The organism is Pontibacter sp. FD36, from assembly GCF_015686655.1.
In the GTDB taxonomy this organism is placed as follows: Bacteria; Bacteroidota; Bacteroidia; order Cytophagales; family Hymenobacteraceae; genus Pontibacter.
Window position 1 is genome coordinate 211,261 of the sequence record NZ_JADPMP010000009.1, and the last position, 20,973, is coordinate 232,233.

Annotated in this window: 16 protein-coding genes; 5 read left to right on the top strand and 11 right to left on the bottom strand. The window is 50.8% G+C overall.

The features are described from left to right. Positions 1 to 16: 16 nt before the first annotated feature. The gene (locus I0P70_RS14365) at positions 17 to 856 is read right to left on the bottom strand and encodes a universal stress protein (protein WP_196119217.1); all 840 of its coding nucleotides are present in this window, start codon (positions 854 to 856) and stop codon (positions 17 to 19) included. 142 nt (positions 857 to 998) lie between these two features. Between I0P70_RS14365 and I0P70_RS14370 the strand changes: the two genes are divergently transcribed. Beyond that, positions 999 to 2,399, top strand: coding sequence for a sodium:alanine symporter family protein (locus I0P70_RS14370; protein ID WP_196119219.1), 1,401 nt, complete (start codon positions 999 to 1,001; stop codon positions 2,397 to 2,399). Positions 2,400 to 2,496: 97 nt separating this feature from the next. Here I0P70_RS14370 and I0P70_RS14375 read toward each other — a convergent pair whose 3' ends face one another. From I0P70_RS14375 to I0P70_RS14415, 9 genes are all read right to left on the bottom strand, one after another. Further along, positions 2,497 to 3,444 carry a mechanosensitive ion channel family protein gene (locus I0P70_RS14375; protein WP_196119221.1) on the bottom strand — a complete coding sequence of 316 codons (948 nt, stop codon included), beginning with the start codon at positions 3,442 to 3,444 and terminating at the stop codon, positions 2,497 to 2,499. 44 nt (positions 3,445 to 3,488) lie between these two features. After that, positions 3,489 to 5,729, bottom strand: a complete 2,241-nt coding sequence (locus I0P70_RS14380; RefSeq protein WP_196119233.1) for a cation:proton antiporter — start codon at positions 5,727 to 5,729, stop codon at positions 3,489 to 3,491. A gap of 182 nt (positions 5,730 to 5,911) precedes the next feature. Then, positions 5,912 to 7,237 (bottom strand): mechanosensitive ion channel family protein, encoded by a 1,326-nt coding sequence (locus tag I0P70_RS14385; protein WP_196119246.1) that lies wholly within the window; start codon positions 7,235 to 7,237, stop codon positions 5,912 to 5,914. Positions 7,238 to 7,640: 403 nt separating this feature from the next. Further along, entirely contained in the window at positions 7,641 to 8,027 is a 387-nt protein-coding gene (locus I0P70_RS14390) for a hypothetical protein (protein ID WP_196119248.1), read from the bottom strand. Between the two features lie 67 nt (positions 8,028 to 8,094). Then, the gene (locus tag I0P70_RS14395; protein ID WP_196119250.1) at positions 8,095 to 9,564 is read right to left on the bottom strand and encodes a potassium/proton antiporter; all 1,470 of its coding nucleotides are present in this window, start codon (positions 9,562 to 9,564) and stop codon (positions 8,095 to 8,097) included. A 211-nt stretch (positions 9,565 to 9,775) separates the two neighbouring features. Next, positions 9,776 to 11,053: a kynureninase gene (kynU, locus tag I0P70_RS14400; protein ID WP_196119252.1), complete on the bottom strand. Its 1,278-nt coding sequence runs from the start codon at positions 11,051 to 11,053 to the stop codon at positions 9,776 to 9,778. A 146-nt stretch (positions 11,054 to 11,199) separates the two neighbouring features. Continuing rightward, positions 11,200 to 11,580: a hypothetical protein gene (locus I0P70_RS14405; protein ID WP_196119254.1), complete on the bottom strand. Its 381-nt coding sequence runs from the start codon at positions 11,578 to 11,580 to the stop codon at positions 11,200 to 11,202. Positions 11,581 to 11,759: 179 nt separating this feature from the next. Further along, a complete protein-coding gene (locus I0P70_RS14410; protein WP_196119256.1) occupies positions 11,760 to 12,848 on the bottom strand; it encodes an amidohydrolase family protein in 1,089 nt (362 codons plus the stop codon). Positions 12,849 to 13,083: 235 nt separating this feature from the next. Next, positions 13,084 to 13,611: a 3-hydroxyanthranilate 3,4-dioxygenase gene (locus I0P70_RS14415; RefSeq protein WP_196119257.1), complete on the bottom strand. Its 528-nt coding sequence runs from the start codon at positions 13,609 to 13,611 to the stop codon at positions 13,084 to 13,086. 121 nt (positions 13,612 to 13,732) lie between these two features. On the opposite strand from I0P70_RS14415, the gene I0P70_RS14420 reads away from it, so the two are divergent. The 4 genes from I0P70_RS14420 to I0P70_RS14435 all read left to right on the top strand — a co-directional run bounded on the left by I0P70_RS14420 (position 13,733) and on the right by I0P70_RS14435 (position 18,525). Next, on the top strand, positions 13,733 to 14,521 hold the full coding sequence (locus I0P70_RS14420; RefSeq protein WP_196119259.1) for an SDR family oxidoreductase: 789 nt from the start codon (positions 13,733 to 13,735) through the stop codon (positions 14,519 to 14,521). A gap of 162 nt (positions 14,522 to 14,683) precedes the next feature. Then, complete coding sequence (locus I0P70_RS14425) at positions 14,684 to 16,129, top strand: aldehyde dehydrogenase (RefSeq protein WP_196119261.1); 1,446 nt, start codon at positions 14,684 to 14,686, stop codon at positions 16,127 to 16,129. 183 nt (positions 16,130 to 16,312) lie between these two features. Further along, positions 16,313 to 17,584: a chloride channel protein gene (locus tag I0P70_RS14430; RefSeq protein WP_196119263.1), complete on the top strand. Its 1,272-nt coding sequence runs from the start codon at positions 16,313 to 16,315 to the stop codon at positions 17,582 to 17,584. 80 nt (positions 17,585 to 17,664) lie between these two features. Next, the gene (locus I0P70_RS14435; RefSeq protein WP_196119265.1) at positions 17,665 to 18,525 is read left to right on the top strand and encodes a RelA/SpoT domain-containing protein; all 861 of its coding nucleotides are present in this window, start codon (positions 17,665 to 17,667) and stop codon (positions 18,523 to 18,525) included. 149 nt (positions 18,526 to 18,674) lie between these two features. On the opposite strand, the gene I0P70_RS14440 is transcribed toward I0P70_RS14435, so the two are convergent. Next, positions 18,675 to 20,909 carry a S9 family peptidase gene (locus tag I0P70_RS14440; RefSeq protein WP_196119267.1) on the bottom strand — a complete coding sequence of 745 codons (2,235 nt, stop codon included), beginning with the start codon at positions 20,907 to 20,909 and terminating at the stop codon, positions 18,675 to 18,677. Positions 20,910 to 20,973 lie beyond the last annotated feature (64 nt).

Genomic DNA, 20,973 nt, shown 5'->3' on the forward strand with positions numbered 1-20,973 from the left:
TCTATACCTAGATGTGCTATACCTGTTCCTGCTCTACCTCCGGCAACACAATCAGCGGAACAGAGGCGTCGTAGACCAACTCGTTGATCAGGAAGCGGCGAAAAACCTGGTTTGTGAAAGAGCGGGACCCTTTCTGTACCACCAGCATGCCATCGGCGTGGGCGTTCATGTATTGCTTTAAGGTATAGAAAGCATCTTCTCCCTCGAAAGCCTCTATGTGAGCATCACGCTCACCATGGTACATCTCCCGCAACTCTTTCAGGTAGCTCATCGTTTGCTTCATGCTGTCCTTCTTCGCCACTACAGACAGAAAACGGATGTGCTTGATCTTATCACCGAACAGCTGAAGCACCTTGTCAAGCTCTGCCGTGTTGAGTCTGTATTTGTAGTACACACTTACATAAAGCGTGTCAGGCGCCATGTTGAAAGAGTGCCGGGGCACAGCCACTACCACATCGTTTGTTTCGTCAATTACACTAATGGCCATGCTGCCCATAAAGATCCGCTTCAGGAAGCCAGTCCCTTTCAGCCCTACAAAGATTATATTATAATAGTACTCACTTAACAGACGCTGCAGCGATATAATCAGGCTGTCCTCGGCTACCCGATAGCTGATGTGGCGTGTATCAGGCAGGTGCTGCATCGCAAACGCTTTGAGTTTGTTCAGGGCTTTATCGGTCTCATAACCGATTATTTCATTGCGAGTGCTGGCATCGGTGAGGGCTGGTGCCATAACAATGGGCTCGTGCAGAAGCAACACGTCAGCGGCCATGCTGTCAGCCCAGTGCTTGGCCAGCTGCAGCTCAAATTTAGAGTAAGAGGAAAAGTCGATCAGTACTATAAACCTGGTTTTCATCGGCATGGGTTTAGCAGTATACCTGTACCAGTACTGGCACCTATATCTGTAAGCTACGAAAAAATACGGCAATTGTATAGTGCCATTGGTTGCCATTCTAAGCGTATCTTTGTAGCTTTCTACTTAAGCAACCTATTTTCTATTGAAAGCATTAGAAGAGTTTTTAGTATGGTTTAGTGACGCCGCATGGGGTATGCCTTTGTTGATCCTCCTGATGGGCGGCGGTTTTTACTTTATGTTTTACTCAGGCTTCCTGCCCTTCCGCTACCTGCGCCATGCCATCAACGTGCTGCGTGGCAAATACGACGACCCCGACGACCCGGGGGACATCAACCACTTTGAGGCGCTGTCGGCTGCGCTGGCGGCTACTGTAGGCATGGGCAACATCAGCGGTGTGGCCGTGGCCATCGCCATTGGCGGGCCGGGTGTGCTGTTCTGGATGTGGGTGAGTGCCTTTGTAGGTATGGCCACCAAGTTTTTTACCTGTTCCCTGTCGGTGATGTACCGTGGCCACGACAGCGTAGGCCACCTGGAGGGCGGACCGATGTACGTGATTGAGACAGGCCTTGGCAAGAAATGGAAACCGCTGGCGGCCTTCTTCGCTATTGCGGGTCTGTTTGGTACGCTGCCTATCTTCCAGGCCAACCAGCTCACGCAGGTCATCCGGGAGGTTGTGCTCGAGCCTAATGGATTCACGACCACTGACTTATTCTACACCAACCTTACCATCGGACTGGTGCTGGTGTTCATTACATCTCTGGTGATTTTCGGAGGTATACAGCGCATTGGCCATGTGGCGGGCAAAATGGTGCCAGGCATGGTGGTGCTCTACATGTTGGCTGTGTTCTACATCATGTTCGTGAACTACACTGCTATACCTGATGCCTTCGCCTTGATCTTCAGGGACGCCTTCTCGGCTCAAACTGTGCTGGGCGGTGCTGTGGGTGCGATCATTATTGCGGGTGCACGCAGGGCGGCCTTCTCGAATGAGGCAGGTATAGGCACGGCCTCTATGATGCATGGCGCCGCCAAAACCGACGAGCCTATTCGCGAGGGACTGGTTGCCATGCTAGGACCTTTCATTGACACCATCGTAGTTTGTACGCTCACCGGTCTGGCCATCATCCTGACGGGTACGTGGCAGGATACCGATGCCAGCGGCGTGACTATGACGGCCACTGCCTTCAACAATGCCATGCCTGGCTTTGGCAGCTATGTACTGGTGGTGTGTGTGATGATTTTCGCCTTCACTTCGTTGTTTTCCTACTCTTACTATGGCACCAAATGCTTCAGCTACCTCTTCGGTGCGAAGTATAAGCACTACTACAACTACTTCTATGTAGCCACTATCGTGTTTGGCGCCACCGCCACCATCACTGCCGTAATCGCCCTTATCGACGGCATGTATGCTATGATGGCGATTCCTACCATGGTATCGGCCCTGTTGCTTTCGCCAAAGGTGATGGCTGCCGCGCGGGATTATTTTGCAAGGATGAAGGAGTTCCGGGAAGAGGCTAAAGAAAAGGAGGCAAAGGGAGTATAAAAATTAAAGCTGAGCGGTTCGCAAAGCAGTATAATTTCAAATCTCCGGCATAAGAAAAAGGAGCCTGTTCTATAAAAGAACAGGCTCCTTTTTTATTCTACTCCAAGCTCTTTCGCGACGATACAATCCGCTGCAGTTCTGTTTCGCTCTCCTGCCCTTCGGCGGCGCTGTAGAAACGGGTGGTTGGGTAAGCGAAGCGAATATCCGATGTGGCCAGAAACTCGGACAGCACGTCTTCCCATATCTTGTTTTCGCTCTCCCGACGGCCATTCAGGTTGCAGAGGTAGCGTAAAGTAAGCTGTATACCGTTCTCTCTGACTTTGGTAAACACCCGCGGCTCGAAGCTTCGATAGAAGATCAGGTGCTGCTGCGCCTCTATGCGCACGCGTTGCTCCACCTCCCCTGTCAGTTTTTCGGTATGCCGACTCCCGATCTCCTGCAAAATGGTTTTCGCCTTCTGCCAATTGCTTTCAAAAGTAACCCTTACCTGCACCTCGTGCCACAGAAACGGGAAGCCGTAGTTGTAGTTGATTTGCCCCTGCGTGAATACCTGGCTGTTGGGGATGTGCACCACGCGGCCCGTCGCCTGCTCAGAATCCACCCACTCACCCAATTCGTTGATGGTAAACTGGAAGAAGCCGATGTCGATGACGTCGCCGGTATAGAGGCCTATCTTAATGCGGTCGCCTACTTTGAATGGGCGCTTCCAGATAAGGAATACCCAGCCCATCATGTTCAGTATCGGATCGCGGAGCACTACCACCAGACCGACCGAGAAGATACCCAGGAACGTGGTGATGGACCTGAAGCCGTCGAACCAGATATTGGCCAGAAAAATAATTCCCAGCCCCGTCACGACGTAGTTGGTTGTCTTTCTCCATTGGTATAGCTTGCGGGAGTCGGTCTGTTGTCGCGAAGCCAGTCGTAGCAGCACCCGGCTCACGATCCAAAGCACCAGTAAAGCCACAAGTGACTTCACGATGTTCTCCTGTATGGCAGCCGACAGGTTGAGGTTCTCCTCTATCCAGTATTCAATTTTGTGCATAATGCTTCTTTGTCAAGCTAAAATCGTAAAAAGGATGATCTTTCTCAAGCTTCCTGACGGGCGGCTTCCAGTTGTTTTATACGCCACGGACTGCCCACAATCCATAGAATATCACCTTCCCCTATTACCAGCTCTGAGTCCGGGTTGAGCATGCGCTCGCCGTTCTTTTCTATACCTACAATCAGCCCTTTCGTTTTCTCCCGCACCCCCGATTCCCGCACAGTCTTTCCAAGCAGCTTGGAGGCAGGCGACACCACCAGTTTCTGCAGGCTTATTTCTTCCCGGGTGGTCTCGCCGTTCGAACTAGGTATAAACTCTTCGTTAATAAACTCGCTGAAGTCCTCGATTTGCTCATCTGTGCCGAATACATAAATTTTATCGCCGGGGAAGATGCGTTCGTTACGGGTCGGTGCCATAATGTTGCGGCCTTCCCGCTCAATTACGGCGACATTCACACCATACTTCTCACGGATCTGCAGCTCAATCATACTCTTACCTACGACCACCGCGTTAGGCAATACTTCGAAGCTAGTCAGGTGAGCATCCCAGGGCACCAGCGTATGCGTCATTTTGCTGGCCGCCTCAATCTCGCGGGCATTCAGGTTCGACATAAACCGGTCTTCGATGCGGGTATAGAAGTTCTGGATACGCCGCGAGAAAACAACCAGCAAACCGATGATGAACAGGCTACCGACAATGGCCACCTGCACCGACAGCACCTGGTTGAGCAAAAATCCGATGAACAGGATGGCTATACCTACCCGCGTAAACTCCAGGACGATGATCAGGCTGCGGTAGTTGCGGTTAGCCCAGATGCGGCCCTGGGCTTCTTTTTGCGGATGGTATACGGCCATCGCCCACAGAAAGGGCGCCATGAACACCAGCGCAATCGCCACCGTCGCTACACCACCCCACACACCGTTGATGAAGTTCTCTGTGATGAACGGATACAGAAAGTTGCCAGACGCCAGTACGATCGCAATCAGGATGACTGAATAGACAACCAGGTTGATGACATAGGACCGCAATACTATTTTCCAGTCGCTAACGGTGCTGATTGTCTCTGCGCCCGAACTGTACTCGTTGAGCGAGGTTTTCCATCGTTCTGGCAGCATACCTTCTACGGAGCGGTGCAGCGGGTCGGCCAGCTTGATCATGTAAGGTGTGGTGAACGTTGTGATGGCCGAAACCGCCACCGCTACCGGGTACAAAAAGTCGCTGGTTACGTTGAGGGTGAGCCCCAGAGTGGCGATGATGAACGAAAACTCCCCGATCTGCGACACGCTCATACCTGACTGGATTGAAGTCCTGAGCCCCTGTCCGGCCATCAGACCACCGCCCGTGATACTCACCATTTTGCCAACAATCGTCACTACTGTGATCAAGGCGATCGGCCCGGCATACTCCACAATCATGGCCGGGTTGATCAGTATACCTACCGAGACGAAGAAGATGGCCCCGAAGAGGTCCTTCACAGAGGTGACCAGGTGCTCGATCTTCTCAGCTTTAGTAGTTTCTGCCAGTATAGAGCCCATGATGAACGCCCCAAGCGCTGGCGAGAAGCCTACCTGCGCCGCCAGTATCACCATAATAAAACAGAGTGCGATGGAGACGATCAGCAGGGTCTCATCGTTCATCAGTTTGCTGGCCTTGCGCAAAAAAGTAGGTATAAGAAAGATACCCGCCAGAAACCAGACCACCAGGAAGAAAGCCAGTTTGAGCACTGCCTGCAGCATTTCGGTGCCTGCAAACTGCTGGCTCACGGCCAAAGTGGAGAGCAGCACCAGGAGCAGGATCGCCACCAGATCCTCCACGATCAGCACGCCAAACACCAGCCCTGCGAAACGCTGCGATTTCACGCCTAGCTCGTCGAAAGCCCGGATGATGATGGTGGTAGAGGAGATGGAGAGTATACCGCCCAGGAACACGCTGTCCATCGTGCTCCAGCCCAGCATTTTGCCTGTGAGGTAGCCCAGCAAGAGCATCACAATCACTTCCACGCCCGCCATGATGGAGGATGCGCCGCCTACTTTTACCAGCTTCTTGAAGCTGAACTCCAGCCCGAGGCTGAACAGCAGGAAAATCACGCCGATCTCGGCCCACACGTTGATGTTTTCAATCTCGATGATGGTCGGGAAAAGGTTGAAGTGCGGCCCTACCAGCAAGCCCGCTATGATGTAGCCCAGCACAAGTGGTTGCTTGAGCTTTTTGAAAATCAGTGTTGTGATACCCGCAGCTCCGAGTATCAGCCCCAGGTCCATTACTAAATGGGGAAGGTGTGTCATATAATCGCGTTATACTGAAATAAGTAGTGTGAAAACAATACAGCAACAGGCTGCCAATCTTACAATATACATCAAACTTTATCCGCTCACAGGTATAGGTCCCTTGATTTTTAATGATACGGGACTTCCCTATTATACCTGATTCACAGCCAGCGATGTTTAACGAACTGGTTACAGGCGCTTTAGTTCTGCATGGGCTCCGTCATGGGATAACGCATATTGGCTGTCGTAACCGAATTGAACTGCAGGCTCCGCACATCATCCGCCGCTGGCATTTCGAATACCTCCAGGTCAAAGTACTTCACAGCAGCCAGCAGATGGTCAAAAATATCAGCCATAATTGCCTCGTATTCCGTCCACACAATGCTGTTGGCAAACAGGTATAGCTCAATCGGCATACCAGTGGTGGTCGGCTCGAGCTGGCGCACCATCATGGTCATGCCTTTGTGTGTTTTCGGGTGCGCCTTCAGGTAGGCGTCTACGTATTGCCGGAACACACCTACATTGGTTAAGCTGCGCCCATTGATCAAAAGGCTCTTATCGATCTCGTTGGCTGCGTTAAACTGCCTGATTTCCTGCTGGCGCTCTTCCAGATAGCCTTTCAGTAGCTGGATCTTGCTCAGGCGGCTCACCTCCTCGTCAGACAGGTAACGGATGCTGGATATTTTGATATACACAGAGCGCTTGATGCGCCGCCCGCCCGAGCGCTGCATCCCCCGCCAGTTTTTAAACGAGTCGGAGATCAGGTAGTAGGTCGGTATCGTGGTGATGGTCTTGTCGAAGTTCTGCACTTTTACGGTGTTCAGGTTTATCTCGATCACATCGCCGTCTGCCCCGTACTTTTCCATGGTTACCCAGTCGCCTATGCGCACCATGTCGTTGGTCGACACCTGTATGCTTGCCACAAAGCCCATGATCGTGTCTTTGAACACCAGCATCAGTATCGCCGAAGCCGCACCCATAGCCGTTACGAATGTCCAGGCATCTTTGCCTGTAAGGGTGGAGAAAATAAGTAAGCCACCCACGAAGTACAGAAAAATAGTAAGTACCTGCAGGAAGCTTTCTACGGGCTTGTCTCTGAAGGTTTCAGTTGTCTTAAGGAAATCTTTGAAGGTGCGCAGAAGCGCTCGGGCCACCCACACCCACAGCATGATCAGGTAGATGTCTGTTAACTTGATGAGCGGCGAAATCAGGCTCGTAAAATCGGCAAACACAACAGGTATAGCCTGCACCACAATAATGAGCGGCGCAATCCTGGCCAAGTATACGATCACCTTATTGCGCACCAGATACTCTATCAACTTCGTGCTGGACTTAGCCGCAAACTTATGCAAGGTACCCACCAGGATCTTCCTGGAAAAGAAATCCGCCAGGTATACCAACAGGGCCGTTGCCAAAATCAGGACCAACATGTTGATGTGCATAGCTGCTTGTTCAGGTACACCTAAGTTTAGTAATTGGTCAGATATCCAGCTACTGATTTGATCATTCGAATAAGTAGTGTTCATGATAAATGAAAGGGTTTTAAAATAACTTTGGCTATATGATATGCTCCTGTGATCTCAGGCTGAAACAGCGAACAGCAGAAATGAAATTATCAGCAGGGAGCTATAAATAATGAAGGAGTTAATCCGGCTTTTCTCGCCTGCATACCAAAAGAGACTCCATTGAGGGAAGACTATACCGATGAGTAACCCGAAAATGGATACCCACGATATGACTATTGCAAAATCAGTCATGCGAAATATGAGTATGTAGAGCTGTCCTATACCTACTGGTTGATAAGCATAACAGGCTTTAAAGCAGCATAAGGCTGACTTGCTCTATATGAAAAAGAAGGAGATGCCCTGAGCCTGCGCTGAATGTTGGCATGCATCAGAGGAAAACTTATTAGTGCAAAACTGAGATTGCCTAGGGGGCGTTGGGTTGTATGGTGATGGGGAAAAGCTGGGTGATGAGTTCAGCTCCTGCCGCATGGGGTGAGTAAGAGGGTGTGTCATCAATGGCAGGAGCAAACGTGAGTGTCTGGAACACGCATTTGATCAGCTGCTGCGGACTCAGCACGATGACCGAAGCAGTATTAGCGTCCAGAAAGACTTGCACAGTCTGCTGCTTTACCGAAAAATCATCTTGTTCGCTGGTAGCTGACCTGAGGCTTTGAGCTACTTCATCAGCAGAGCCTTTCACTAAGTAACTGTACACAGCCAGTTCGTGGCCCGGCAGTGTGACAGCCCAAAGCAGCATCACCCACATGAGTGGGTAGGTAAGATAGCGCTTTATGTTCTTGGTAAAAGCCATTGCCCTGCAAAAGTAAGGCTTTTGCTTTTAAGATGCCGTTTAAACATTAGCCGATTGATCGTTTATCCTACTCCACCTCGTAGCCAAGCAGCTCGTTCACCTTTGTTAGTTCCTCGTCGTTATCGGTCATCACGAAGAGCTTATCTTTGGGCTCCAGCATGGTGGCACCGTTAGGAGTCACAAACTTTCTGTTCCTGTTTATCAACACGATAAGCGCACCTTTTGGGAATTGCAGATCTACCAGCGTTTTGCCAACTGCAGGGCTACTGTCCGGAACCTCTATTTCGGTGAGCTCATTTTTGAGGTCATACTCCATTTCCAGATCGAACTGGTGCTTTTTCAGCTTCTTGTCTTTTTCGCTCAGGTTAAGCCATTTTGCAACCGGGCTGAGCGTAGTGCCTTGCAGCATAACGGAGGTGAGTACGATAAAGAACACGATGTTGAAGATCATATCCGATTTCTCTACTCCTGCCAGCATCGGATAGGTGGCAAACACAATAGGAACCGCGCCACGCAAGCCAACCCATGATACATAGAGCTTGTCCTGTATCGTGTTTTTGAAGAAAGCCATGCTTAAAAACACACTCACCGGACGAGCCACAAATATCAGGAACATCGAAATCAGCAGACCTGTGCCCACTACCGGTAGCATGTGAGATGGGAATACAAGCAAGCCAAGTGTTAAGAACATCAGAATTTGCATAAGCCAGGCTATGCCATCATAAAACTTGGTAAGACTTCGCTTATGGATGAAGTTGCGGTTACCGAGTATAACCGCCGCCACATACACCGCCAAAAAGCCATTGCCGTTGATGACATTCGTGAAGGCATAGGTAAAGATCACCATCGCCATGGTCAATGCCGGATAAAGGCCCTCCTGCTCCAGTTTGATCCTGTTGATGACCCACACCATAGCCCGGCCCATCGCTATACCTGCCACGGCACCAATGCTCATCTGCATAAAGAACATGGGAACAAGCTGCCAGATGCTCGCCTCCTGATTCATGATCAGGAATGTGAAGCTGACAGTCAGGAAATAGGCCATCGGGTCGTTAGAGCCCGACTCCAGCTCCAGTGTAGGCCGCAGGTTGTTCTTGAGTCCGATGTTTTTGGAGCGGAGAATGGAGAATACAGCCGCTGCATCGGTAGACGACACAATAGAACCCAGGAGCAGGCTCTCCAGTAAGGTGAAGTCTGTAACAAAGTATACAAAGGCTCCAAGGGAAATGGCTGTGATGAATACCCCTACCGTAGCCAGAATAACGCCCCGCCACAGAATGGGCTTCGTACTTTCCCAGCGGGTATCCAAACCACCGGAGAACAGAATAAATGCCAGAGCGACTGTACCAAGCGACTGTGCTGTTTGTGCGTCATTGAAATAAATTTTCCCCAGTCCCTCAGAACCTGCCAGCATACCTACTCCTAAGAACAGGATTAAGGCTGGTACCCCGAACCGTCCAAGGCTCTTACTGATCAGAATACTGATGAAGAGCAGGATAGAGGAGACCAGCAGTATATCTTCGAACGTAACGGCCATTTATTACCTTAAAGTGTCACAATAAAAAAATTTAAATAATAAGCCTGTCTGTTATCATCACATCCCCTCTTTCAAAACGCCCTGCGAATGAATTAAAATGCAGTTCAGCATAGTTTGGCTGCAAAAATAGTAGGTATTCTTGATTAGAGTATTACTAGGAGCAAAAGACAGAGGTTACAAGCCTCCGTCTTTTGCAATGCCATATCGCTGTTTAGCAATGTCCTTCCAGACAGCTATGCAGTATTTCGGAGAAGCGGTATACCTCCTCAAAGCTATTGTACAGCGGCGTAGGCGCTACCCGGATCACACTCGGCTCACGGAAGTCGACGATGATGCCAGCCTCCATCAATTTATCGAATAGCTCCCGGGCATTCTGCTTCACCAGAAGCGATATCTGGCAACCACGGGCCTGCGGGTCACGCGGGGTAATCATCTCCAGCACGTCTTTGCTTACCTGTACGTCGTCAATCAGGTACTCAAGGTAGCCTGTTAGCTTTTCGCTCTTGGCGCGGAGGTTCTCCATACCTGCCTCATCAAAGATTTCGAGTGAAGCGCGGTGCAGGGCAAAGGGAAGTATCTGTCCGTTGCTCAGCTGCCAGCCCTCGGCACCAGCCATCGGTATAAAGCCTTTTTTCATCTGGAAACGCACGCTAGCGTCGTGGCCCCACCAGCCGGCAAAGCGTGGCAGGTCGGGGTTGTTGGCGTGGCGCTCGTGCACGAACACACCCGAGGTGCCGCCCGGTCCGGAGTTGAGGTACTTGTAGGTACACCACACGGCGAAGTCCACGTCCCAGTCGTGCAGCTGCACAGGCACGTTGCCGGCAGCATGCGCCAGGTCAAAGCCTACCACAGCACCCACGGCATGACCAGCTTTTGTAATCGCCGCCATGTCGTATACCTGACCGGTGTAGTAATTGATACCGCCCATCATCACGAGCGCCAGCTCTTCGCCGTGCTCTTCTATACTTTGCAGAATGTCTTCGGTACGCAGGGTATGCTCGCCCTCTCTCGGGAACAGCTCCACAATGGCCTCTTCGGGGGTGTAGCCATGGAATTTCACCTGCGTCTCGAGCGCATACTGGTCCGATGGGAAAGCCCCGCCTTCCATAATGATTTTGATACGCTTGCCCTCCGGTCGGTAAAACGACACCAGCATGAGGTGCAGGTTTACGGTGAGTTGGTTCATAATCACCACCCCCTGTGGCTTGGCTCCCACCACACGGGCAGCGCCGTCAGCGAGCAACTTATGGTAGTTGAACCAAGGCTCTTCACCTTTAAAGTGACCTTCCACGGCGTAGTTAGCCCACTTGTACATCTCATTGTCGATGTACATCTGCGCTGACTTAGGCTGCAAACCGAGAGAGTTGCCACAGAAGTAGATGGCATCACGGCCGTTTACCTGCGGAAAATAAAAGCGGTCTTTGAAATGCTTGAGTGGATCAAGGTTATCTTGTTCCTGCGCAAAGGCAAGGCTATTCTGGTAGTTCATTTTTCTGATGCGGGTAAGATTCTGACGGCAGCCCAGTCTAGGCCAACGCTAATAATCTGCAAGATAAGAAAATGAACAGGAAATTGGGGAATGGGGAGGGTTGGGTAGGAGTTAGAAAGTTTAATGAACTTATGCAGGATGCCTTTTTAATTTTCAGCCAGCTTGATTTCCGTCAGTTTTAAAGGCCAGCCTAATCTATACTCCGTTGAATACGTTTGTTTTAATTCTCCGCTGAAGATAACTTTCAGGCGATCCTTTTTGAATCCCTCTGGCAAATTGCAAGGCTCCAATGTTCCTGCCGGCATGTTGTCGCTTGGATTACCACCTATTATCATGTAAACATCATAATCCTGCAGATAAGTGACTGTTCCCTGCTCATTGTTGAATTTGCCTACAGTTTTTCGCTCGTCAAAAGTACATTTGCTTGCTAACTTAGACTCCATTGTTAGTTCATCAGCTTCTTTTTTGCAGCTTGCACCTAGGAAAAAAATACATAAGCATAATACCGTAGCGATTCTATTTTTCATCTTATCAAAATGATTGTTTACCAAGATGACCCTTACTTTACATAAAGGGTTGCAAGCGTATGGTCCTAATTAGTAAGCTTCTTTTGAAAGCCTTGCCTGTTATCGAATAAAACGGGAATGTAAATGATGTCTTTTTGCTTTTTATAAAGAAGGGTGGTGTAACGGTGCGGCAAAAAACCTCAGACCTTCTCCCTCGCTCTACCCAGACCCTCCTTCACAAACCGAATTTTCTCCAGATTCAGCCATTCCAAAGCGGTGCCGTGCAACATGCGGTCTTTGGTGGCACGGTCATATGGCATCGATTCGATGAGTTTTCCAGGCTCGAGTTCGCCTAGCGGGAAAGGGTAGTCTGTACCGAGGGCAATGCTGTTGGCACCGACCAGATTCACGAGGTAATCCAGTGCCTGTGGGTCATGCACGAGGGAGTCGAAATAGAACTTGCCCAGATACTCGCGGGGGTTTACGTTGTTATCTACCGCGCAGAGGTCGGGGCGCACTTCGAAGCCGTGTACGATGCGGCCAATGGTAGCAGGAAAAGAACCGCCGCCATGGGCAAAAGCGACACGCAGTTTCGGCAGACGCTCCAATACGCCGCCAAATATCATAGAGCAAATGGCCAGACTGGTTTCGGCAGGCATACCCACGAGCCAGGGCAGCCAGTATTTGCTCATTTTCTCTTTGCCGTACATGTCCCAGGGGTGCACAAACACAGCGGCACCCAGCTCTTCAGCCGCCTGAAAAACTGGGAATAGTTCGGGTGCGTCGAGATTCCAGTCGTTAATGTGGGATCCGATCTGTATACCTGCCATACCCAGCTCTTTCATGCACCGCTCCAGCTCTTTAATGGCTAAATCGGGGGCCTGCATCGGTATAGTACCGAGGCCAATGAAGCGGTCGGGATAGTCTGATACGATACCTGCGATATGGTCATTGAGCATGCGCGACAGATCGTAGGTATGCTCGGGCTTAGCCCAGTAGTTGAACATAACCGGCACTGTGCTCAGCACCTGTACGCCCACCTGGTGGTGACTGCATTCGTGCATGCGCACTTTAGGGTCCCAGCAGTTGTCCTGAATCTCGCGGAAGAACTTGTCGTCCATCATCATGCGGGCGCAACACGGCTTATGGTGCTCCAACCGTATGAAGCCGCCATAACCGTAGCGCTCACGCAGATCGGGCCACGTAGCGGGCAGGATGTGCGTGTGAATATCAATCTTGAAAAGACTGTCTGTGGCAGGTATGGAGGTTATAGGCTTCTGGTTTTGCATGTTTGTAATCGGGCGAAAAACGGCTATAAAGTGTACGGCCAAATCAGGCAATCCAACAAGATACGCATTTTATCAGTTTTACATTTGGCTTGGGATAAGGAATTGTGAAGATCTCCCATTGGCTTTACCAAAATAACTGGAAAAACTCATGCACGATTCGGACAGGTCGCGACCTGTCCATACAATAACAACCGACAGCCAAAAGTTAATCCAGATTTCTCAATGACAACTTCCGTTATGCAGGTTTTGCAGGAGGCTGCAGCACCTCTCCGCATGTATCGCAGGTACGCAGATCTTCGTTGTCCCAAAAATTGCCCATAATAACCGGTAGCTGCTTCACAATGTCCGTTACTTCTGTGAAGTCTTCGTGCAGCTTGTTGCCGCAGTTCTCGCAGAACCACATGAAACCGTCTTTCTCCCCTTCGCGGCGGTAGCGCTCAATCACCAGACCGACCGTATTGGCGGGGCGCTGCGGGGAGTGCGGCACTTTAGGCGGCAAAAGAAAAATCTCACCTTCTTTGATGGGAATATCCACAGGCTTGCCATCCTCAATTATCTTCAGCACAATGTCACCTTCCACTTGGTAGAAAAACTCTTCGCCTTCGTCGTAGTGGTAGTCCTTCCGGGCGTTGGGGCCGCCGACCACCATCACAATAAAATCGTCGTTGCCTTTGTATACCTGCTGGTTACCCACAGGTGGCTTAAGCAAATGGCGGTGTTCCTCTATCCACTGTTTGAAATTGAAAGGTCGCTGTATGGCCATCGTTTTATCGGGTTAGGTTTGTAGCTTGAATGTACGAAAAAGTAAGCATAAATGGTAAATCAGGTATAGCACCTGCTCAGACTGCCGTGCAAGTTTAAAGCCTTTTGCGTACTTTTAAGTTATGAACTTAGACCTGACTGATAAAAGAGCCATCGTGTGCGGCAGCACGCAAGGTATAGGCAAAGCCATCGCCGTGGAACTGGCACAACTGGGTGCCAGCGTAACACTGGTGGCCCGCAACGAAGCCAAGCTGCAAGCGGTAGCCCAGGAACTGGACAATAGCAAAGGCCAGCAACACGATTATCTGGTAGCAGATTTCAGCAAGCCCGACGAGTTGGTGCAGCAACTACAGGTATACCTGCAGCAACACGATCAGGTGCACATTCTTGTGAACAACACTGGCGGACCAGCGGGCGGACCGATTGTGAATGCCAAGCCAGAAGAATTCTTGAGTACTTTCAACATGCACCTGATTAACAACCACAATCTGGCGCAGGCAGTCATTCCGCTGATGAAAAGCGCAGGCTATGGCCGCATCATCAACATCATCAGTACATCGGTGAAACAGCCTTTGCAGGGCTTGGGCGTGTCGAATACCATACGCGGTGCCGTAGCCAGCTGGGCAAAGACGATGGCCAATGAATTGGGGCAGTTCGGTATTACAGTGAATAACGTACTTCCGGGAGCAACCCGCACCGGTCGTTTGGAGTCCATCATCGAAAATAAAGCGAAAAAAACCGACAGTGCCGTGGACAAGGTAGAAGAAGAAATGATGACCGAAATCCCAGCCCGCCGTTTCGCTGAGCCCGAAGAAGTAGCCGCTGCGGCAGCGTTTCTGGCCACGCCTGCGGCAGCCTATATCAATGGCATTAATGTGCCGGTTGATGGGGGCAGAACGGGGAGTTTGTAACCCTACCCCAGCCCTCCCCTAAAAACAAGGGAGGGAGTTAAGAAGCCCTTACTCCGAAGGCATTCGTAGCGAGGGGGAAATTTATAGAGTTCTCATTTTGACAAAGCAATAAACCCCAAAGCTCCCCCTCCTGTTTTTAGGAGGGGGCCGGGGGGAGGTACCATGCAGCACATACATAACTATATAGACGGCCAGCTGGTAATGCCTGTGGCAGGGCAGTACATCGACAATTACAACCCCGCTTTGGGCGAGGTTTACTCGCTTATACCTGACTCCGACGAACAGGACGTGGAACAGGCGGTGCTGGCGGCTTTGAAGGCCTTCCCGGCATGGTCGAACACGCCTGCTGAGAAGCGGGGCCAGATTATGATGCGCATTGCTGACCTGATTGACCAGAATCTGGACAGGCTGGCTGAGGCGGAGTCGGTGGATAATGGCAAGCCGTTGAAGCTGGCAAAATCGGTGGATATACCCAGGGCGAGTAGCAACATGCGCTTTTACGGCACAGCGATTCAGCATTTCGCTTCGGAAGCGCATTACATGGAAGGAACCAACGCCATCAATTATACCGTGCGCCATCCGCATGGCGTGGTGGGCTGCATTTCGCCCTGGAACCTGCCTCTATACCTGTTTACGTGGAAAATAGCTCCTGCCCTGGCTGCTGGCAACTGTGTGGTGGCGAAACCGTCTGAAGTCACGCCCATGACGGCTTACATGTTGTCAGAAATATGCATAGAGGCAGGCTTGCCTACGGGTGTGCTTAACATCGTGCATGGCTACGGCCACAAGGTAGGCGCCGCCATGACGGCGCACCCCAAAGTGCCGGTTATCTCTTTCACAGGCGGTACCGCCACCGGACGCACTATTGCGGCTACGGCGGCTCCGATGTTCAAGAAACTATCGCTTGAGCTAGGAGGTAAAAACCCGAACATCATCTTTGCGGATTGCGACTTCAACAACGCCCTGCATACCTCCATCCACTCCTCTTTTGCCAACCAAGGACAGATTTGCCTTTGCGGCTCCCGCATATTTATTGAGCGCCCGCTGTACGAGAAATTCCGCGATGCTTTTGTGGAGAAGGTAAAGGCCATGCAGGTTGGAGACCCGATGGAAGAAGGCTCGAAAATGGGCGCGGTGGTATCGGAACAGCACATGCAAAAGGTCCTCTCCTACATCGAACTGGCTAAACAGGAAGGCGGCACTATCCTGACGGGTGGAAATCAGGTGCAGGTAGAAGGACGTTGCAAAAATGGCTGGTTCATCGCCCCGACTATCATCGAAGGCCTGCCCTACAACTGCCGCACCAACACCGAGGAAATCTTCGGCCCGGTTGTCACGCTCACCCCTTTCGACACCGAAGAAGAGGTGATCCAATACGCTAACTGCACCGACTATGGCCTCTCTGCCACCATCTGGACGCAGAATTTGAATCGCGCACACCGTGTCGCGCATCAGGTACACTCCGGCATCATTTGGGTAAACACCTGGCTCCTGCGAGACCTCCGCACCCCTTTTGGCGGCATGAAGAACTCGGGTGTAGGACGTGAGGGTGGTTTTGAGGCGCTGCGATTTTTCACTGAGCCGCAGAATATTTGTGTGAAGTTGTAAGGAATCCTCTCTTCTGAACACTCTTGTGACGAGAGCCTGAGAAAGCCAGCTAAACTGCAGGTAGACGGAAGCTGCGAAATAATCCAGATTTCTTCCATCCCCAAAAGGACAGAAAGAAATGTAGAAGCTTCATAATCCGAGTCCTCCTTTACCCATCCCTGCATTTCTCCGTACCTTTGCAGGATGGACTTTAAAAGAAGAAGACTGGCCGTTACGTTGCGGAACCAGATTAACTATCCTTTACAGTTTAACCCATTTGTATTCAGCAAGATATTCCTGCTGTGGGTAGCTATTGGCATAATTGGGGGTATCATCGCAGGCATTTACTGGATGGTTCTGGAGGGGCTGCTTCACTTTCTGGCACCTGTACAGGGTCTGTATGTTATACCGCTAATGGCCGGGGCCGGCTTACTCGCCGGACTTATCATCCACTATCTCGGCGACCCCGGTGAGATGGATCTTATTGTCAATAATATCCGCTTTAAAGGAGGGCACCTGGAGCCAAAGAACAACCCTTCCATGATCTTGTCGTCGTGGTTGTGTATTGCAAGTGGCGGTAGTGCCGGACCTGAGGCGCCTTTGGTACAAGTAGTTGGCTCCACCGGTACCTGGATCGCAAAACAGCTCAAGATAAGAGGGGAAGACCTCCGATCCTTAACAATAGCAGGTATGGCCTCTGCTTTTACTGCCCTCTTTGGTGCACCACTCGGAGGCACTCTGTTTGCTCTGGAAATCCTGCATCATAAGCATGTAGTAGAATACTACCAGGCGCTTATACCTGCCTTTGTCGCCAGTTGCTCCAGCTATGTTGTTTTTATCCTGATCACACACATCGGCATAGGCCCCACCTGGAACTTCCCCGTGTACTCTACCCCTGAGCTAAACGACTTCTTCTACGCTATGCTCTATGCGCTGGCAGGTACTGCGGCAGGCTGGCTTTTTATTTTCACCGTGCGTCAGTGCAGGGCTCTTTTCAAAAAATTCAGGGTACCGATCTATGTGAAAATGGCCGTAGGGGGTTTACTGATCGGCATCATTGCCTATTATGTCCCGCTTTCGCGTTACTTCAGCCACGACGAACTCAATGTGCTCCTAGCGGAGGAATTCACATTAGGGTTTCTGCTTCTGCTACTGGTAGCCAAGATTCTAGCTATCAGCTTTACGGTTACCTCGGGATGGCGGGGTGGATTTATCATTCCGCTCTTCTTTGTGGGAGCTACTGTAGGAATGATCGTCAACCAGGCGTTCCCCGGACAGAACCTACCGCTTATACTTATTAGCTGTATGGCAGCTATCAATGCCTGTGTTACCCGCACTCCTATCAGCACCATTATTTTACTCGCGACACTCACCGGCTTCCAGCACTTTATCCCGATCATGTTTGCAAGTCTCACAGGGTTCTTTTTGGCTCCCAAAACGCCATTGATTAATGCACAGCTTGGGGTAAAAGAATAGTCTATACCTAAATACTTTCGGGCATCCATTTTCCTTCAACGGTTTATCACGTAAGTATTTAGAAACAGCGACTTAGAGGCTTGAATAAAAACACAAGTTCGGGACAATTTGCTTCCAGGTTACTCAACTCGCTTGGCTTGGGCGAGTCAGAATGGCGTGCGCAAGGTATAGCACCGCAGACGCTGGTGGGCATTTACCATGACTTTCTACGGCGTAAGCCAGAGTTACTGGAGATTGCAGCGCAGACAGCCCAAAGCCTGCAGCACCTACCCGAAGTGCATGCTGTGCGCTATCGGGTAAAGGACCCGCTGCACCTGTTGCGCAAGGTGATCCGCAAGAAATCAGAGTATCCTGACCGCCACATTGACGAGCATAATTACGTCAACTGGATCAATGACCTGGCTGGGGTGCGGGTGCTATACCTACACAAGACTACCTGGCATGCTCTGGGAAAACACATACAAGCCACTTGGGAACTGAAGCGCCCTCCTTTCGCCTATATCTCCCCTGGTACAGCTACAACTACCATTCAAGAATTTGAAAAAGCCGGTGTAAACATCCGTCTGCACGATCACGGCTACCGGGCTGTGCACTTTGTAGTGAGCACCCAGCCTAAACGACAGCGCTACTTTGCAGAGATACAGCTGCGCACGCTTTTCGAGGAAGGCTGGAGCGAAATAGACCATAAGGTGCGTTACCCCGACCACAGCTGCAATGCTTTTGTGCGGGACCTGCTTAACCTGCTCAACCACTTCACAGGCCAGGCCGACCAAATAGCCTCTTTCATCAAAACGGTGCTGGAGAAATTGCATGGCCATACCCCGCTTACCGAGAAGGAACAGACACAACTACACACTCAAATAAACCAGTTTGCTATACCTGACACAGAAAAGCAGCGGCTATACCTGCACCTCAATGCCCTGCAACGAAAGAACAGCTAGGCCATAAAAGCAACAAGGCTCGCCATTGCTGGCGAGCCTTGTTGCTCAGGTATAAACTTCAGTTTTCAGCCTTCGCTCCAGGTATAGCAACATGTTATACCTAGAAGGACTTTTGTCTTTTTCTGAAAGTCCTTAGTACTAGCTATACCTTACTGGTTCTGCTTAGTAGTCGGGTTGATCAGGTTGCGCTCCAGGAAATCGGTCATCATTTTGAAGCGGTGCAGGCTCGTGATGCCGCCACCCACGCCGTGGTTACGGTTCGGGTAGTAGAAGCTTTCGAACTGCTTGTTGGCGCTGATCAGGGCGTCCTGCATGGCCACCGCATTCTGGAAATGCACGTTGTCGTCACCGGTACCGTGGATCAGCAACAGCTCACCCTGCAGTTTGTCGGCAAAGAACAACGGCGAGTTGTCGTCATAGCCAGCAGCATTTTCCTGCGGCGTCTTCAGGTAACGCTCTGTATAAATAGTATCGTAGAAGCGCCAGTTCGTCACCGGGGCTACCGATATACCTGCACGGAACACACCATTGCCTTTGGTCAGGCCAAGAAGCGTCATGTAACCACCGTAGCTGTGACCCCAGATACCGATGCGGTCTTTGTCCACGTAAGGCTGGTTGCCCAACCACTTGGCTGCTTCGATCTGGTCTTCAATCTCATACTTGCCGAGGTTCGCGTAAGTCACTTTCTTGAAATCAGCGCCACGGGCACCAGTACCACGGTTGTCCACGCTCACCACGATGGCTCCTTTGCTGGCCAGCACCTGGTACCACAGGTAGTTGGCACCGCCCCAGCTGTTGTTCACCGTCTGTGATCCAGGACCACCGTACACGAACATCAATACCGGGTATTTTTTCTTCGGATCGAAATCAGTTGGCTTGATCATCCAGCCGTTCAGCTGCGTGCCATCCGGGGTTTTCATGGTGAAAAACTCCTGCTTGGCGATATCATACTGGGCCAGTGTGTTTTTCAGCTTCTGGTTATCCTCCAGCACCTTAATTGACTTACCGTCTTTAGCCGTGTGCAGGCTTACAGTAGGCACCTCGTTAGCAGCAGACTGGTAGTCCAGGAAATATTTGAAGTCGTTGCTCATGTTCACGCGGTGCGTACCAGCTTTCTCAGTAAGGCGGTTTTTCTTGCTGCCTTTGCTGTTGATGCTGTACAGGTGGCGCTCCAGCGGCGATACTTCCGTAGACATGTAGTACAGGCGGTCGTTCTTCTCGTCGTAGCCGATGTAGTTGCTCACTTCCCAGTTACCCTTTGTGATCTGACGCACCAGTTTGCCGTTCATGTTGTGCAGGTACAGGTGGTTGAAGCCGTCTTTCTCAGAAGAGTGGATGAAGTGCTTGCCATCTTTCAGGTAAGTCAGGTCGTCAGTGATATCGATATAGGCTTTGTCTGTCTCCTTCAGCACCACGCTGGCCTTACCGGTTGTCGCGTTGGCGTGCAGCAATTCCAGTGTGTTCTGCAGACGGTTCATCTTCTGGATAGATAGCAAGTTGCTGTCGTTTGTCCATTTGATGCGCGGGATGTAGATGTCGGCCTCGTTGCCGGTATCCATCTTCACTGTTTGGCCATTGCCCACATTGTACACCGATACCGTTACGATAGAGTTAGCCTCACCAGCCTTCGGGTACTTGAACTTGTAGTCTTGCGGGTATAGCTCGCCCCACATCTGCATGTTGAACTCCGGCACGTTGGTCTCATCAAAGGTATAGAAAGCGATCTTAGAGCCGTCCGGTGACCAATGGAAACCCTGTGCAAACGAAAATTCTTCCTCGTATACCCAATCCGCGTAACCGTTGATGATGGAGTTGAACTTACCCGTATTGGTGATCTGCGTCTCCTGCATGTTGCTTAGGTCCACGAAGAACATATTGCCTTCGCGGGCAAAAGCCACACGACGGGCATCTGGCGAGAAGGTAGCGTAAAGTTGCTTGCCGCCATTGCTCAGCTTGGTCAGTTTCTTTGAGGCGATGTCGTACACATAAAAATCAGCCTTTGAAGAGCGACGGTAGATCTGCTCTCTTTCAGTAGCGAACAATACCTTTTTCTCGTCTGAGCTGAAGGTATAGCCATCAAACTTAATTGGCTTGTCACTGCCCTCCGGCTTCAGGTCTTCGCCTTCGATGATGGTGTTCACCGGCTGGCCTGTAGTCACGTCGTAGCGCACAATGTCGTTTACGCCGTTCTTCTCGTCCGCTACCTGCGAGCTGTAGTAGCGGCCGTCGTTCATCCAGTTCACGCCGTACACCGACTTGGCCGAGAAGGTGCCATTGCGGTAGATGTCCTCCAGCGTGACTTCTTTTTTCTGCTGCGCCTGCGCTACAAAGGCAAAGCACAAAAGCACGACAGCCAGAAAATTAGTTTTAAGGTTGATATGCATGTGTTTAGGTGTTGTTAACGTTTAGTTTGCTAATTTATCAGAATAATATGGTATTGCCATACCT